The following is a 15,159-nucleotide window of genomic DNA, read 5'->3' as shown; positions in this document are numbered from 1 at the left end:
TATATTGATGTTTATAACATCATTTGAGGAGCAGAATATCACTTATAGGAGTTGTTCAAATTTACGGATCCATCTCTGATAAGCCGATTAATTTATAAACATTTGTACATCAACTGTTTATTACTTATACAAAATAAGTATAAAAAGGATTCAATTGAATCCTTTTTGTTTATTTTAAATACACTGAATTTATTGAGTATTTGCTCGGTGAATCATAAAAATAAGTTACTTAATATATAACTTGATTGTTTTAGTGGGCTTTTAAATCGGACTGTTTTAATCAACTTTCTCCATTGGAAAAGATTGTGCATAACTGGGGCTTAGATTATATTGTTTAACAACTTGCAGAGAAGTTGCACTTGGCAAAAATGTTCATCTGCGATGCCTAAACAAGGCGAATACCAGACTGTGTATTGCGACTTAAAAGGATAAATTTAGTGCTTGCTCCAGCGTACAAACAAGTTTGGTTTGTAGTCCTCATGACATGGGTCATGGGGTGGAGCAGTATTGTCAGTGCTGCTGTCAAACCTGCCCATGTCTGGATGATGTCTAGCCATACGCAAATCGCTGAAACACAATCTGCTGTATCAGCCGCATCTGCCAATCCGCCTTTATCTTCTTTATCGGATTGTCATTCTGCTGCATCTAAAAATTCTGTTGATATGCAACATGCGTCTTTACAGGATCGGCATAGTCGCTCACATGCTGTGGCGCAGCTAGATGCATCTGCTGCACATCTATCATCGATGAATACCAACAACCCAGATTGCGTCAGCGCGACTGATTTTTCTGCTGCCAGCATGAATTGTCAGGATTGTGCACAATTACATTGCCAAAGCCTAAGCACTGTGCTGAATGTGCAACTGCCTGAACTGATGCAACCTGCAGAACTTACAACTGCCAATATCTTGTTGCCTGCTTATCAGGCGCAGCATTTACTGGGGCATTGGCAACAAATTTTACGCCCACCCAAAGCTTAATCCTGAACCCAAAACACGTTTGTCGTTTTATTTTTAAGGATTAAGTCATGTCTAAACTTTATCAGCGTGCACTGTTTTTAAGTGCCTGCGCATTATGCTCCAATGCTGTTTTTGCAGCAGTTAAGGAATACCACCTTACCATTGCAGAACAAACCGTGAATATCACAGGTAAATCTGTAAAGCGCATTACCGTCAATGGTCAGTTTCCTGCGCCTCTACTTGAATTTGAAGAGGGCGATGACGCAGTGATTCATGTTCATAATCAATTAAAAAATCAGGACTCATCGATTCATTGGCATGGTTTATTACTGCCGGGCTTAATGGATGGCGTACCCGGTTTTAATGGCTTTAAGGGAATTAAGCCGCAGGGGCACTTTGTTTATCAATTTAAAGTGCGTCAAAGCGGTACTTATTGGTATCACGCACATTCCAAAGGTCAGGAGCAAGATGGTTTATATGGTGCATTGCTCATTCATCCTCAAGCCAAACAGCCTTTACCAGCACATGAACGAGCAGACCGTGATTATGTGGTGATGTTGTCAGATTTCCATGAAAAATCTAGCAATCAAATTCAGAAAGATTTAAAAAATTCTGCAGAGTTCTATCAAAATCGGCGTGAAACTTTGGCTGATATTTGGCGTCAAACTCAGCGTGATGGGCTAAAAGCCACTTGGTCAGACCGTAAAATGTGGAACCAGATGCGGATGCTGAAAACCGATCTTTCCGATGTCACGGGCTATACCTTTTTGATGAATGGTAAAACGCCTGAACAAAACTGGACGGGCAAGTTTAAGCCAAATGAGAAAGTCCGCCTGCGTTTTATTAATGCTTCGGCGATGTCATTTTATGATGTTCGGATTCCAAACCTAAAAATGATGGTAGTCAGTGCCGATGGTCAGCCTGTGAAACCTGTCAGTGTCGATGAGTTTCGTATTGGAACCGCCGAAACCTATGATGTCGTTGTTGAGCCTAAAGCTGCACATTATGCAATTGAAGCCGAATCGATTGATCGTTCGGGTTTTGCTTTGGGTCGCTTACAAAATGAACTACTACCCACTATGCAGATGCCGCATGTAGCGCAATCACGCCCACGTGCTTTACTCACGATGGAAGATATGGGGCATGGCTCAGAACATTTAGACGTTGATCATTCCAAAATGAACCATGCAGCAATGTCTGAAATGGATCACTCCAAAATGAATCATGCTGCAATGTCTGAAATGGATCACTCCAAAATAAACCATGCCGTGACATCAGACATAGATCATTCTCAGCACAACACTGCTTCAAAGAAAAATGATTCGACTGTGGTACATGGTTGGGCCAATGCCTCTACACCTGTAGGCCATAAAGCCTTGCAATATGCAGATTTACAAGCGCTGCAACCGCAGAAAGATACTCGCGAGCCGATGAGTGAATTGGTGATTCGTTTAGGTGGTACGATGGAACGTTATATTTGGACCATCAATGGTAAAAAGTTCAGTGAGGCGGAGCCGTTACAGGTGCAATATGGCGAACGGATTCGGATTAAGTTTATTAATGACAGCATGATGGCGCATCCAATGCATTTACATGGCATGTTTATGCAACTGGAAAATGGTCAAACTGCGAAAGATTTACCCAATAAACACACGTTAATTGTGCCACCTAGAAAAACTGTCACGGCACTTTTAACCGCAGATGAACTTGGGGAATGGGCTATACATTGTCACCTGCTTTATCACATGAGTGCAGGAATGATGAATAAGTTGATTGTGGCTCAAGTCAGCAATGATCAGCGTTCAAGCATGCCAATTGCGTCTACTGAAGGAAAGGACAGTGCTGAGCAAAAAGGAGAGCAACATGCGCATCATTAATCTTTTTGCCAAATCTGTACTTAGTGTTTCAGTGTGTAGTTTGAGTGGTGGGGTGATGGGTGAAATGGCATCACATGCTGCACATTCAGGCGCATCCATGCTTGCACCTGAAGTTGTATCTGATTCAGCATCGCATCAGTCGCATCAGTCGCATCAGTCGCATCAGTCGCATCAGTCGGTCATCTCCTTGCCAGAGTCGCAACCACATGATCATCGTCAAGAGCATGGTGCGCAAATCTATGCCGTAACTACGGTTGATACACAATGGCAGCTCAATGAATCCGGTGAGGGTGCATTGCAGTCTGAATTACAAACCCGTATCGGAACCGATGAAAATAAATTATTTTTGAAAATTCATCGTACTAAGCATGAATCACAACCGACTGAATATGATGCCAAGCTGTTATATAGCCGCATGCTTTCAGACTTTTGGGATGTGCAGGCAGGTGTGCGTTATCGCAATCAGACTGCTGAATTGGTACAGCAAACTGATACTGAAGAAAGCTTAGATGTCGTGCTGGGCTTGCATGGTCTAGCGCCTTATTTCTTTGAAACCGATGCTCATGTCTATGTTGGCCATGATCACTATGCGGCAGTGGAGTTGGAAACAACTCGCGATTTGCTGCTTACCCAAAAGTGGATTGCACAGCCATATTTAGATGTGAAACTGCAGATCAGTGATGATACTCGATATGCACAAAAAACGGGTTTAAGTCATGTGGCAGCAGGACTTGAGCTACGTTATGAGGTGAATAAAAACATTATGCCCTATGTAGATGTGGGGTATGCCTATCATAAAGGCAATCAGCATACGGCTTGGCAAACTTCCACGCCATCTGAACAGGGTTGGTTATATGCTGCAGGTTTGCGTTTCAGGTTTTAATTATTCACCAACTCACAAACTTACCAACGATATTGGGTTGAGTATTGTTTTCTTGAATGAATAGGTGACTCCAAAAAGCATAGGCTTGGTTTATACTGAGCCTATTGTATGTTTGGGTGTGGTGTATGTCATCTTCAACTCAGGACGCTCAGTCGACTCAAGATCAAAACCTGAAAAACCAATGTAGTAATACGTCTGGCTGTGATGGTCAGGATAACCAACCCGTTAAATCTGCTTGCTCCAGTCAATCTGCAGGGTCAAATCAGTCTTGTGGGAGTGATTGCGCTACATCTGCTGAAAATACTGCTGATTCGTGTTGCAGTAACAAGAGTTGCGCCAACACCAGCAATGCTCAGTCCAATGCAAATGTGGTTGCGGCAGATCAAATTCCTTTAAGTCCATGGGTCAGTGCCTACAACATTCCTAAAATGGATTGTGGTGCAGAAGAACAAATGGTGCGCATTGCTTTGGCAGATCACAATGATATTGCAGCTTTGTCATTTGATTTGGCGGCACGTCATTTGAAGGTGTATCACCACACTCGATCTGTAGCAGAAATTACCGAAAAGTTGGAAACATTGGGCTTAGGTGCGGTGCTTGAACAGACTGAGGCAAATACACAAACGGAGTTGCCTATAACCGACAGTCGGGCACAAAGAAAAGTCTTATATGCCTTGCTTGGTATCAATGCAGTAATGTTCTTGGTGGAATTGATCGCAGGTTTGATTGCGTCTTCCACAGGGTTAATTGCCGATTCTTTAGATATGTTTGCCGATGCTGCAGTCTATGGCTTGGCACTATTTGTGGTGGGACAATCGGCTAAAAAGCAACTTAAAGCTGCACATCTTTCAGGTTGGGTGCAATTGGCTTTGGCCGCATTGGTGATTGTGGATGTACTGCGTCGTTTCGTCTTGGGCAGCGAACCAGAATCTATGTTGATGATGCTCATTGGCGCTGCTGCATTGGTAGCGAATGTCACCTGTTTATGGCTGATTTCAGGGCATAAAGATGGTGGTACACACATGCAGGCCAGTTATATTTTTTCGGCCAATGATGTGATTGTTAATTTAGGGGTGATTATTGCCGGTGGTTTGGTGCTACTGATAGGCTCGAATTATCCAGACCTGATCATTGGCTTAATTGTGGCGATGTTTGTGTTGAATGGTGCACGCAAAATTTTAAGTCTAAAATAGCGATAGAATAGTGGTCGTGATTTAAAGCATCACAGGGGGAACGACCTCCCTTATTGAGTTTTAGTCAAAGATAGAACTAAAAACTGAATAAGAAAAAATCTTCAGGACGGCCTGATTTCATTATTTTGAAGGAGGGCGTCATGGCCTGGATAATGTTGATACTGGCGGGTATTTTTGAAGTCGTCTGGGCATATTCGATGAAGCTGTCCGATGGTTTTAGCAAGCTGACACCCAGTATCATCACCCTAATCTTTATGATTTTAAGTTTTGTGCTGTTGGCTTATGCCATGCGGACTTTGCCTTTAGGTACGGCTTATACCATTTGGACAGGTATCGGCGCAGTGGGTTCATTTTTGGTGGGTATTTTTATTTTAGGTGAGCCTACCAGTGCCATGCGTATGTTGGCTGCTGTGTTGATTATCTCAGGTTTGGTACTAATGAAAGTATCTTCAAGCTAGGGTTAGGCAAGGTCTTGTTGGTTTGTGATTTAACCACGGTATGCAAATAGGAGTAGATCGTGCAATTGTTCTTTACTGAAATGGATACTCCTGTGGGTGTGCTGAAACTGGTAGCACATGATCAGGCACTGGTTGCGGTCATGTGGGAAAATGAAAATCCTAAACGTGTACGCTTGGCCACTTTGCTACAGCAAGATGATCATCCTATTTTGTGTAAGACCAAGCAGCAACTCCAAGAGTATTTTGCAGGACAGCGCCAGCAATTTGATCTCCCCCTTGATTTTGAAGGTACGGTATTTCAGCAAAGTGTCTGGCACGCTTTGCTAGAGATTCCATTTGGTGAAACACGTAGCTATAAGCAAATTGCAGAACAGGTAGGTAATGTTAAAGCTGTACGTGCAGTTGGTGCAGCAAATGGCAAAAACCCAATTTCGATTATTGCGCCGTGTCATCGGGTGGTGGGTGCGAGTGGTAAGTTGGTGGGATTCGCAGGTGGTTTGGATAATAAGGCGATTTTATTAAGCTTGGAACAAGGCAAAAAATAGCGCCAATGTATTCAGCATTGGCACTATTGGATCTAAATGAATTAAAACCGTTTCGGAATTTTCTGACCATTTGGAACAGGTGTTTCGGCATGTTTAAGTACACCAAACAACCACGTTTCTGCATGTTGTACTGCTTGTTTGAGTTGATCTCCCATTGCTAAGCGTCCTGCAATAAAGCTTGCCAAAGAGCAACCCGAACCATGATATTCACCCTCAAGGCGAGGGCAACGGGTTTCTGAAACCAGTTCATTGTTGCTATACAGTGCATTACGAATATAGTTGGGCGTATCTTCATGTCCACCTTTGACTAAAACAGCCTGTGCCCCCATTTCAAACAACTTGGCGGTTGCACGTTCCAGATCATCTTCACCCGTTAAAGCGCGCAACTCCACTGTGTTGGGAGTAATTAAGGTAGCAAGTGGAATTAGTGCTTTAAACGCCTGAACCAACGTGGCTTGATCACCTAAAGAACCACCGCTATTGGCCACTAATACAGGGTCAAGCACATATAAATAGTCAGGGTGTTCACGCAAAAAATCTGCCAGTGCTGCAATATTGTTGGTTGTGCCCAACATACCTGACTTAACAACCTTAATTGGCAGGTCATTCACTACAGCATTGGCTTGAGCCAGTAACAGTGTTTTAGATGTTGCTTCAAAGCCAAACACTTGTTGAGAGTTTTGGATGGTCAATGCTGTGCAGGCAATCGCTGCATGTGCGCCACTATTGCCAATCGCTTCAATATCAGCCTGTAAACCAGCACCACCCGATGGGTCTAAACCAGAAAAACAAAGTACCGTTGGTCGCACAGCCATATCCTTCATTGCTTATATTTACGTTAGTATAGGCAACTTTGTAATAACTCTCGATAGTCATTTGTACAGATAGGCATGGATTGTGATTAACACCCTTTTAATTGATTTAGATGGCACTTTAACTGACCCCAAAGAGGGCATTACCGCTTCTGCACGCTATGGTTTGGCAAAAGTTGGGCATCCTATTGCAGAAAGTGAAAATATTGACTGGATTATTGGGCCGCCACTCAAAGCCTCTTTGGCGAAATTACTTGAGGTGGATGTGCATGATGTCTTAGCTGAGCAAGCTTTATTGGGCTATCGTGAGCGCTTTGCCACCACAGGGCTGTTTGAAAATCATGTCTTTGAGGATGTTGCAACGACTCTAGCCAGTTTAAAACAACTGGGCTATCGATTATTTTTAGCGACAGCCAAACCTGAAGTTTATGCACGCCAAATTTTAGACTATTTTGATTTATTGCAATATTTTGAATATCCATATGGTAGCGAGTTGAATGGCGACCGTACCAATAAAGTAGACCTTATTCACTATATTTTGCAGCAAGAACAATTGCAGCCTGAGCAGTGTTTAATGATTGGAGATCGTGAGCACGATATTTTAGGCGCACGTGCTAATGGCATAGATTGTGTCGCAGTTGAATATGGCTATGGCTCAGCACAGGAGTTAGATTTAGCTGCTCCAAAATATCGAATTCAGCATTTTGCACAAATTTTGTCGGTAGTTGCAGAGTTGCCTTAATTTTGGGGCTATATTTGTTTGCATTTTTACCGCAGAGCTTTAGGCAGGATCATGCTTCAATCTTCATATCCAGATTGAGAAGGAGGTTGTGATGAAGCGAGTCAGTCAATCGATTACTTTTGTGGCAGTTTCAGTGCTCATGGCGGCATGTGTGAATAGTATACCCGCACCTACACAGTCCGCAGCACAGATTGAAATGTACACCTCATTGCAACATCGTCAGTGTGAGCCTGATTCGGGTTTAACTATTGCTGAGATTAGCCAGCGTTTGCTGCAGGCACAGATTCAGGTATATCAGGCTCGTGTGGGTTCAGATGGAAGAATGTATGCACAAGTCTGTGGTGGGGTGGATGGACGAATTGCCATCGTGACTATTCCTCAATCTCAGCAGAAACAAGCAGAAGCCTTAGGGTTTAAGTCTTATCACGCAATCCAATCTATCAAAAATAAATAAGGCTGAAGTCAATAAAAAACCTCAGTTCATATAGAGCTGAGGTTTTTTTCTAACTCAATTGCAATTGAGTTAAGTTGGACGTATCTAGATGTTGAGGTTTAACGCTTAGAATTGCGGCTTAACCACCACTAAAATCACAATTGCCAGTAACAAAACTGTTGGCATTTCATTGAAGAATCGCCAGAACTTATGTGATTTGTAATGTGCATTACCAATCAATTTCTGACGGTAGTAGCCACAAACCAAGTGATAAATCACCAATAAACCCACCAATGCAACTTTCAGGTAAAACCATAACGCATCGTGGTAATTGCGGGTGGCATCACCCCAATCTACCAAAAAGTGTGCCGTAATGAGGGTGGCAATCATAGATGGCCACATAATCCCTCGGTACAACTTGCGCTCCATGATTTCGAAACGCTGATGGCTCAGCGTATCTTCACTCATGGCATGGTAAACATATAAACGTGGTAGGTAGAACAATGCAGCGAACCAACAAACCACAGCAATAATATGTAATGCTTTTACCCATAAAAAAGCATCAGAAGGTGCATCCATCGATCATCCTATGGAGATTATTCATCCCACTTCTTGAAAATAAGGCAGGCATTTACACCGCCAAAACCGAAACTGTTACTCATCACAGTATTCAATTTTGTGTCACGTTTTTCAAGTACGATATCAAATGGTTTTGCGCCTTCATCTAGTTCAGTAACGTTGATGTTTGGTGAGATAAAGTCGTTTTGCATCATCAAGACAGAGTAAATTGCTTCTTGAACACCAGCGGCGCCCAAGCTGTGACCTGTCATTGACTTCGTTGAGCTAAGTGCAGGAACTTGACCTTCGCCAAATGCACGTTCCATGGCTTTTAATTCTGTTACATCGCCCGCAGGGGTAGAAGTACCATGAGTGTTCACATAGTCAATTTTTTCTACACCGTGTTGTTTTGCTTCGTCTAAAGCCATGAGGATACAACGTGTTGCACCTTCACCGCTTGGTGCAACCATGTCTGCGCCGTCAGAGTTGGCAGCATAAGCCACAACTTCAGCTAAGATATTTGCACCACGCGCTTGAGCGTGTTCAAGTGATTCAAGCACCACGAAACCACCACCACCAGCAATCACGAAACCGTCGCGGTCTGCAGAATACGGACGAGATGCTGTTTCAGGTGTGTCATTGTATTTAGAACATAATGCGCCCATCGCATCAAACAATAAGCTTTGTGACCAGTGATCTTCTTCACCGCCACCTGCAAGCATTAAATCTTGTTTACCCAATTGAATTAGGTTGTAGGCATAACCAATTGCATCTGCAGAAGTTGCGCATGCGCTAGTAATTGAGTGAGCGATCCCTTGTAATTTGAACGCAACGCCCAAGTTAGCTGTAATCGTGTTCGACATGTTACGTGGTACGAAGAAAGGACCAATTTTACGTGCGCCTTTTTCTTCAAGTAACTCGATCATTTCTGCAACAGATGCAGTTGAGTTACCGCCAGAACCACCCGCGATACCGTAACGTGGGTTACCTGCTAAATCTTCTTGCTTTAAGCCAGCATGTTCAATCGCATCGACTGCAGCGTTGTAAGCGTACATCGCACACACGCCCATAAAGCGTTTTAATTTACGGTCAATGTGGTCAAAATTTTGTTCAGCAGCTGCACTTACATGGCTCTTGAAATTCAGTTCAGCATACGTTGGGTTGGAACGTGTTCCAGAAATACCGTTTTGTAAAGAATGAGTCACAGCTTCTAAAGTATTACCAATGCACGAGTTAATGCCCATGCCGGTGATTACAACACGTTTCATCTACAGATCCCTTATATGGTGATAATGTTGAGCCGAACACCGCAATTGCACAGCTGTGCCTGATACGGGATGACTCATGTCTTTCAATTGCGTTCATAATAACAGAAAGAATTTTGAATTCTTATGGCAAATATGATGCCACTTTGCAGCAGTGTTCAAACCACCAAAACACAGCAGAATGGATGCAGGAAGCCAACCAAAAGATACACAATCATATTGAGATAAACTTAGACTACACCTAGTATTTACCTATAAATCATAGAAATTAAAATGAGGAGTAAGAATGTCAGATTCTAATAATAAACAAACAAGCGGATTCTTCTCGAATGCGATTGGAGTGGCTAAAAAGCTCAGCAGTACAGGCATGCATGTTTTGCAGCAGGTTGCACCAAGTACAGCAACCAAGCAGGAGCCACGTTCCAATGCAGGACAAATTATTGAAGGTCAGGCACGTAGTTACAGCCCATTTCAGGCGCACCATTATGACAATCCTCAACACATGCTCAGACAGCATATTCCACAAGTGTCACGTCAGTTACTCGGTCGTCACTACACTCGTGTTAATCAGGTTGCCAGTTTTGTTTCTCCAGATTTTTCCGACAAAATTTCAGATTACTTTTTTGATCAGCTCAACAATTTTAGTTCTAACATTAGTTCAGTCGATGCTGTGCTCGATCAGGCGGGTGTGCGTGATTTAGAAGAACTGACACAAGATGTCGATCGTTCAAAACGTATTGGTCAGGCACTGGCGGAGCAAAACAAATGGATTGCCTCCCTGCAAGGTGCATTGACAGGGGCAACAGGGGTAATTGGTTCAACGATTGATGTACCTGCATCAATCATTATGTCGTTGCGTACAATCTATCAGGTGGGTCGTGCTTACGGTTTTGAACTGAATAAAGAAACTGAACAAGAAATCGTACAGTTTATTTTCAAACAAATTGATTTAGGTGTGATTGCAGAAAAGCAAGCGGTGCTGATGGGACTTAAAACCCTATCCAATATGTTGCAAACGCATGATGTACACCAATTACAAAACCTGTTGGGTTCAAGTAATGACTATGAGTCCCTGAAAAAATACTTTTTAAATGAACAGGGTGAAGCCAAATGGCCGTGGCTAAACAGCGTACCTAAGTTTTCTATGTTGAATAAACTCACGCCTGTTGCAACAGCATCGGTCAGTGCCGTATATAGTTGGAAATTGGTAGAAGATGTACATCACAAAGCGCAACAAGTATTCTCCAACGCTCGCAGCTATTTAATTCAACATAAAGACAGCAATTTATCTGCCATTCATGCCTATGAAAAGTCGTTAGAATTACTTGCACAGGCTGCGCCTAAACTATTGGAACAGTTAAAAGGTGAAGATAAGGCTCAAGAGAATCTAGATGAGTCATTAGATACAAATAAAGATGAGTCATTAGATACAAATAAACAAGCTGCAGAACCTTCTGATGCGACCACACAAGTACTAACGGATCATCAAAGCATCCGTAAAGTCAAAGTACAGAAAAAATCTGACAAAGTGGATGCAACCGAAACACAGGTAGATGAAAATATTCAGCAGGGGTTAGAAGAATTGGCAGATCAAATGCTGGAACCACATGCTGAAGTTGCACCACAAAAAACCGCTGTTCCTGTTGAAGAAGCAGACGAATATGCACTAGAAGATGACTTGGATGCTGTAGAAGATTCAACTCAAGTGGCTGAAATTGTTTCAGAAAAACATGCAGAGCCAGTAAATGCAAGTGAAACAAAGGTTACAAAAAAGCCAAGAACACGTACCACTGCACGAAAACCAAAAGCTGAATAAAAACAAGTGATAAGTAGGAAAATGGTTGCTGTTTTAACTGCCTATGAAATATTGACCATTTTTCTATCTTCGCTTACAATTGCATGCCCTCAAAAAGTAGTATGTTTTTGGGGCTTTTTATTAACGGGAGAATTGCCACATGGCAACAACAAATCAGTTGATCCGTAAGGGTCGTACGACTTTGGTTGAAAAATCAAAAGTTCCTGCGTTGAAGGCTTGTCCACAACGTCGTGGTGTTTGTACACGTGTTTACACAACTACACCTAAAAAACCTAACTCAGCAATGCGTAAAGTTTGCCGTGTTCGCTTAACTTCAGGTTTTGAAGTTTCTAGCTACATCGGTGGTGAAGGTCACAACCTACAAGAGCACAGTGTTGTTCTTATCCGTGGTGGTCGTGTTAAAGACTTACCAGGTGTACGTTACCATACCGTTCGTGGTTCTTTAGACTGTGCTGGCGTGAAAGATCGTAACCAGTCACGTTCTAAATACGGTGCTAAACGTCCTAAGAAATAATCTTTTAAAGATTAGTCTTAGTTCTTAGAACTGCAATCCTTTATCGTCTCGCTTGTCTGATTTCTGCATTTAATTTTGTGAAATTCAAGCGACGTGTAGTAAGGCCAGCGAAATGCACACGACACTTTGTGCTACGGCTGGATCACCCTGAAGTGTCATATTTATAGGTAGTTTAAAATGCCAAGACGTCGCGTAGTCGCTGCTCGTGAAATCCTTCCGGATCCTAAATTCAGCAGCCAAACAATCGCTAAATTCATGAACCACGTAATGCAAGATGGTAAAAAGTCTATTGCTGAAAGTATCGTTTACGGTGCTTTAGACCGCGTTCAAGAAAAATCTAAAGTAGACCCAGTTGAATTTTTTGAAGCTACGCTTGAAAAAGTTCGTCCAATGGTCGAAGTAAAAGCACGCCGTGTTGGTGGTGCTACTTATCAAGTTCCTATGGAAGTACGCCCATCCCGTCGTACTGCTCTAGCGATGCGTTGGTTGGTAGATGCTGCTGCTAAGCGTTCTGAAAAAACTATGGCGTTACGTCTTGCTGGCGAGTTGCTTGATGCATCTGAAGGTAAAGGCGCAGCGATCAAAAAACGTGAAGATGTGCACCGTATGGCTGAAGCCAACAAAGCCTTCTCTCACTACCGTTTCTAAGCGGATAAAACAGGCCCTAATCAGGAGGGTGATGAATCAGTTGTCACTGAGTTGTCATCAAATCGCTTTAAGTTGCTAAGCAGCTTAAAGCGTCCTGTTTTAAACAACAAAATTTAGGAATGCTAGAAATCATGGCACGTCAAACCCCAATTTCTCGTTACCGTAACATTGGTATCTCTGCGCACATCGATGCGGGTAAAACAACAACTTCAGAACGTATTTTGTTCTATACAGGTGAAAGTCACAAACTTGGTGAAACTCACGAAGGTTCAGCAACAACTGACTGGATGGAACAAGAGCAAGAACGTGGTATTACTATTACCTCAGCAGCTGTAACATGCTTCTGGAAAGGTATGGCTAACCAATTTGACCAACACCGTATTAACGTAATTGACACCCCAGGACACGTTGACTTCACAATCGAAGTTGAGCGTTCTATGCGTGTTCTTGACGGTGCATGTATGGTTTACTGTGCTGTAGGTGGTGTACAACCTCAGTCTGAAACTGTATGGCGTCAAGCAAACAAATATAAAGTACCTCGTTTAGCGTTCGTTAACAAAATGGACCGTACTGGTGCAAACTTCTTCCGCGTAGTTGAACAAATGAAGACACGTTTGGGTGCTAACCCAGTGCCTATCGTTGTTCCAGTGGGCGCAGAAGACACATTTACAGGTGTTATTGACTTAATCGAAATGAAGTCAATCATCTGGGATGAAGCTTCTCAAGGTATGAAGTTTGAATACGGCGAGATTCCAGCTGATCTTCAAGCAACTGCTGAAGAATGGCGTACTAACATGGTTGAAGCTGCTGCTGAAGCATCAGAAGAACTCATGGACAAGTACCTAGAAAATGGTGAACTTTCTAAAGAAGAAATCATTGCTGGTTTACGTCAACGTACATTAGCGGGTGAAATTCAACCTGCAATGTGTGGTTCAGCATTCAAAAACAAAGGTGTTCAACGTATGTTGGACGCAGTAATTGAATTCTTACCCGCACCAACTGACGTTGAAGCAATTAAAGGTATCTTAGACGACAAAGACGAAACTGAAGATTCTCGTGAAGCGTCTGATGAAGCTCCGTTTGCTGCGTTAGCGTTCAAAATCATGAACGACAAATTCGTTGGTAACTTAACGTTCGTACGTGTTTACTCAGGTGTTCTTAAAGCGGGTAGCCCGGTTTATAACCCTGTGAAAATGAAGCGTGAGCGTATTGGTCGTATCGTACAGATGCACGCAAATGACCGTCACGACATCGAAGAAATTCGTGCGGGTGATATCGCAGCGTGTGTAGGTCTTAAAGATACAACGACTGGTGATACATTGTGTGACGAAAACGCAGTGATTACACTAGAGCGTATGGAATTCCCAGAGCCAGTAATTGCATTGGCTGTTGAACCTAAGACTAAAGCTGACCAAGAAAAAATGTCAGTAGCTTTAGGTCGCTTGGCGAAAGAAGACCCTTCATTCCGCGTACGTACAGACGAAGAATCTGGCCAAACGATTATTGCGGGTATGGGTGAGCTTCACCTTGACATCATCGTTGACCGTATGAAGCGTGAATTCAACGTTGAAGCGAACATTGGTAAACCAATGGTTGCTTACCGTGAAACGATCAAAAAGTCTATCGAACAAGAAGGTAAGTTCGTTCGTCAAACTGGTGGTAAAGGTAAATTCGGTCACGTATTCGTACGTTTAGAGCCGCTTGATCCTGAAGCTGGTAAAGATTACGAATTCGCTGAAGAAGTTGTAGGTGGTGTAGTACCTAAAGAATTCTTCGGTGCGGTTGACAAAGGTATTCAAGAACGTATGAAGAATGGTGTCTTGGCTGGTTACCCAGTTGTAGGCATTAAAGCTACATTGTTCGACGGTTCTTACCACGATGTCGACTCTGACGAATTATCGTTCAAAATGGCAGGTTCTTACGCATTCCGTGATGGTTTCATGAAAGCAGATCCTATCCTTCTTGAACCAATCATGAAAGTTGAAGTAGAAACTCCAGAAGACTACATGGGCGATATCATGGGTGACTTAAACCGTCGTCGTGGTATGGTTCAAGGTATGGACGACTTACCTGGCGGTACTAAAGCAATTCGTGCTGAAGTTCCACTTGCAGAGATGTTTGGTTACGCAACTCATATGCGTTCTATGTCTCAAGGTCGTGCGACTTACTCTATGGAATTTGCTAAATATGCTGAAACTCCACGTAACGTGGCTGATGGCATCATTGCTAAATTCCAGTCTGGTGGTAAAAAAGGTGACGACGAGTAATCTTTCGATTACTATAAGCGCAAACTAATTCATAGTTAAAAACCTAATGCTCATGGAGTGATCCTCCATGAGTCGTTTAAAAAAGGAAGATCTCATGGCTAAGGCTAAGTTCGAACGTAATAAGCCACACGTTAACGTGGGCACAATCGGTCACGTTGACCATGGTAAAACAACTTTAACAGCTGCAAT

Annotated in this window: 16 protein-coding genes; 13 read left to right on the top strand and 3 right to left on the bottom strand. The window is 42.8% G+C overall.

Going from position 1 to position 15,159, the window contains the following annotated elements:
* The first annotated feature begins 437 nt into the window (after positions 1 to 437).
* The 6 genes from HHA42_RS11995 (at position 438) to HHA42_RS11970 (ending at position 5,915) form a co-directional block, all read left to right on the top strand.
* Entirely contained in the window at positions 438 to 980 is a 543-nt protein-coding gene (locus HHA42_RS11995) for a hypothetical protein (protein ID WP_168526652.1), read from the top strand.
* 47 nt (positions 981 to 1,027) lie between these two features.
* Positions 1,028 to 2,836 carry a copper resistance system multicopper oxidase gene (locus HHA42_RS11990; protein WP_168526650.1) on the top strand — a complete coding sequence of 603 codons (1,809 nt, stop codon included), beginning with the start codon at positions 1,028 to 1,030 and terminating at the stop codon, positions 2,834 to 2,836.
* Positions 2,823 to 3,719, top strand: a complete 897-nt coding sequence (locus HHA42_RS11985) for a copper resistance protein B (RefSeq protein ID WP_168526648.1) — start codon at positions 2,823 to 2,825, stop codon at positions 3,717 to 3,719. The genes HHA42_RS11990 and HHA42_RS11985 overlap by 14 nt, the downstream gene beginning before the upstream one ends.
* 125 nt (positions 3,720 to 3,844) lie before the next feature.
* Entirely contained in the window at positions 3,845 to 4,912 is a 1,068-nt protein-coding gene (locus HHA42_RS11980) for a cation diffusion facilitator family transporter (protein ID WP_168526646.1), read from the top strand.
* 140 nt (positions 4,913 to 5,052) lie between these two features.
* Positions 5,053 to 5,370, top strand: coding sequence for a quaternary ammonium compound efflux SMR transporter SugE (gene sugE / locus HHA42_RS11975; protein WP_168418146.1), 318 nt, complete (start codon positions 5,053 to 5,055; stop codon positions 5,368 to 5,370).
* A gap of 59 nt (positions 5,371 to 5,429) precedes the next feature.
* Entirely contained in the window at positions 5,430 to 5,915 is a 486-nt protein-coding gene (locus HHA42_RS11970; RefSeq protein ID WP_168526644.1) for a methylated-DNA--[protein]-cysteine S-methyltransferase, read from the top strand.
* Positions 5,916 to 5,956: 41 nt separating this feature from the next.
* On the opposite strand, the gene HHA42_RS11965 is transcribed toward HHA42_RS11970, so the two are convergent.
* On the bottom strand, positions 5,957 to 6,724 hold the full coding sequence (locus HHA42_RS11965; protein WP_168418155.1) for a hydroxymethylpyrimidine/phosphomethylpyrimidine kinase: 768 nt from the start codon (positions 6,722 to 6,724) through the stop codon (positions 5,957 to 5,959).
* Between the two features lie 88 nt (positions 6,725 to 6,812).
* Between HHA42_RS11965 and HHA42_RS11960 the strand changes: the two genes are divergently transcribed.
* Positions 6,813 to 7,469, top strand: a complete 657-nt coding sequence (locus HHA42_RS11960) for an HAD-IA family hydrolase (RefSeq protein ID WP_168526642.1) — start codon at positions 6,813 to 6,815, stop codon at positions 7,467 to 7,469.
* 91 nt (positions 7,470 to 7,560) lie between these two features.
* Positions 7,561 to 7,923 carry a hypothetical protein gene (locus HHA42_RS11955; RefSeq protein ID WP_168418149.1) on the top strand — a complete coding sequence of 121 codons (363 nt, stop codon included), beginning with the start codon at positions 7,561 to 7,563 and terminating at the stop codon, positions 7,921 to 7,923.
* 105 nt (positions 7,924 to 8,028) lie between these two features.
* Here HHA42_RS11955 and hemJ read toward each other — a convergent pair whose 3' ends face one another.
* Positions 8,029 to 8,481 (bottom strand): protoporphyrinogen oxidase HemJ, encoded by a 453-nt coding sequence (hemJ, locus tag HHA42_RS11950; RefSeq protein ID WP_004975266.1) that lies wholly within the window; start codon positions 8,479 to 8,481, stop codon positions 8,029 to 8,031.
* A 17-nt stretch (positions 8,482 to 8,498) separates the two neighbouring features.
* Positions 8,499 to 9,728 carry a beta-ketoacyl synthase N-terminal-like domain-containing protein gene (locus HHA42_RS11945; protein WP_168418150.1) on the bottom strand — a complete coding sequence of 410 codons (1,230 nt, stop codon included), beginning with the start codon at positions 9,726 to 9,728 and terminating at the stop codon, positions 8,499 to 8,501.
* A gap of 283 nt (positions 9,729 to 10,011) precedes the next feature.
* Between HHA42_RS11945 and HHA42_RS11940 the strand changes: the two genes are divergently transcribed.
* From HHA42_RS11940 to HHA42_RS11920, 5 genes are all read left to right on the top strand, one after another.
* Positions 10,012 to 11,541 carry an EcsC family protein gene (locus HHA42_RS11940; RefSeq protein WP_168460862.1) on the top strand — a complete coding sequence of 510 codons (1,530 nt, stop codon included), beginning with the start codon at positions 10,012 to 10,014 and terminating at the stop codon, positions 11,539 to 11,541.
* A 139-nt stretch (positions 11,542 to 11,680) separates the two neighbouring features.
* The gene (gene rpsL / locus HHA42_RS11935) at positions 11,681 to 12,055 is read left to right on the top strand and encodes a 30S ribosomal protein S12 (protein WP_000246374.1); all 375 of its coding nucleotides are present in this window, start codon (positions 11,681 to 11,683) and stop codon (positions 12,053 to 12,055) included.
* 177 nt (positions 12,056 to 12,232) lie between these two features.
* The gene (gene rpsG / locus HHA42_RS11930) at positions 12,233 to 12,703 is read left to right on the top strand and encodes a 30S ribosomal protein S7 (protein WP_004975277.1); all 471 of its coding nucleotides are present in this window, start codon (positions 12,233 to 12,235) and stop codon (positions 12,701 to 12,703) included.
* Between the two features lie 131 nt (positions 12,704 to 12,834).
* On the top strand, positions 12,835 to 14,970 hold the full coding sequence (gene fusA / locus HHA42_RS11925; protein WP_168460864.1) for an elongation factor G: 2,136 nt from the start codon (positions 12,835 to 12,837) through the stop codon (positions 14,968 to 14,970).
* A gap of 94 nt (positions 14,971 to 15,064) precedes the next feature.
* On the top strand, positions 15,065 to 15,159 hold a 95-nt coding region (locus tag HHA42_RS11920; protein ID WP_017397055.1), incomplete at its 3' end, for a GTP-binding protein.

Origin of the sequence: Acinetobacter sp. A3, from assembly GCF_012371415.1 — a bacterium.
Taxonomy (GTDB): Bacteria; Pseudomonadota; Gammaproteobacteria; order Pseudomonadales; family Moraxellaceae; genus Acinetobacter.
The sequence above is the reverse complement of the archived record's forward strand: the minus strand, read 5'-3'. Positions and strand labels throughout refer to the sequence as shown.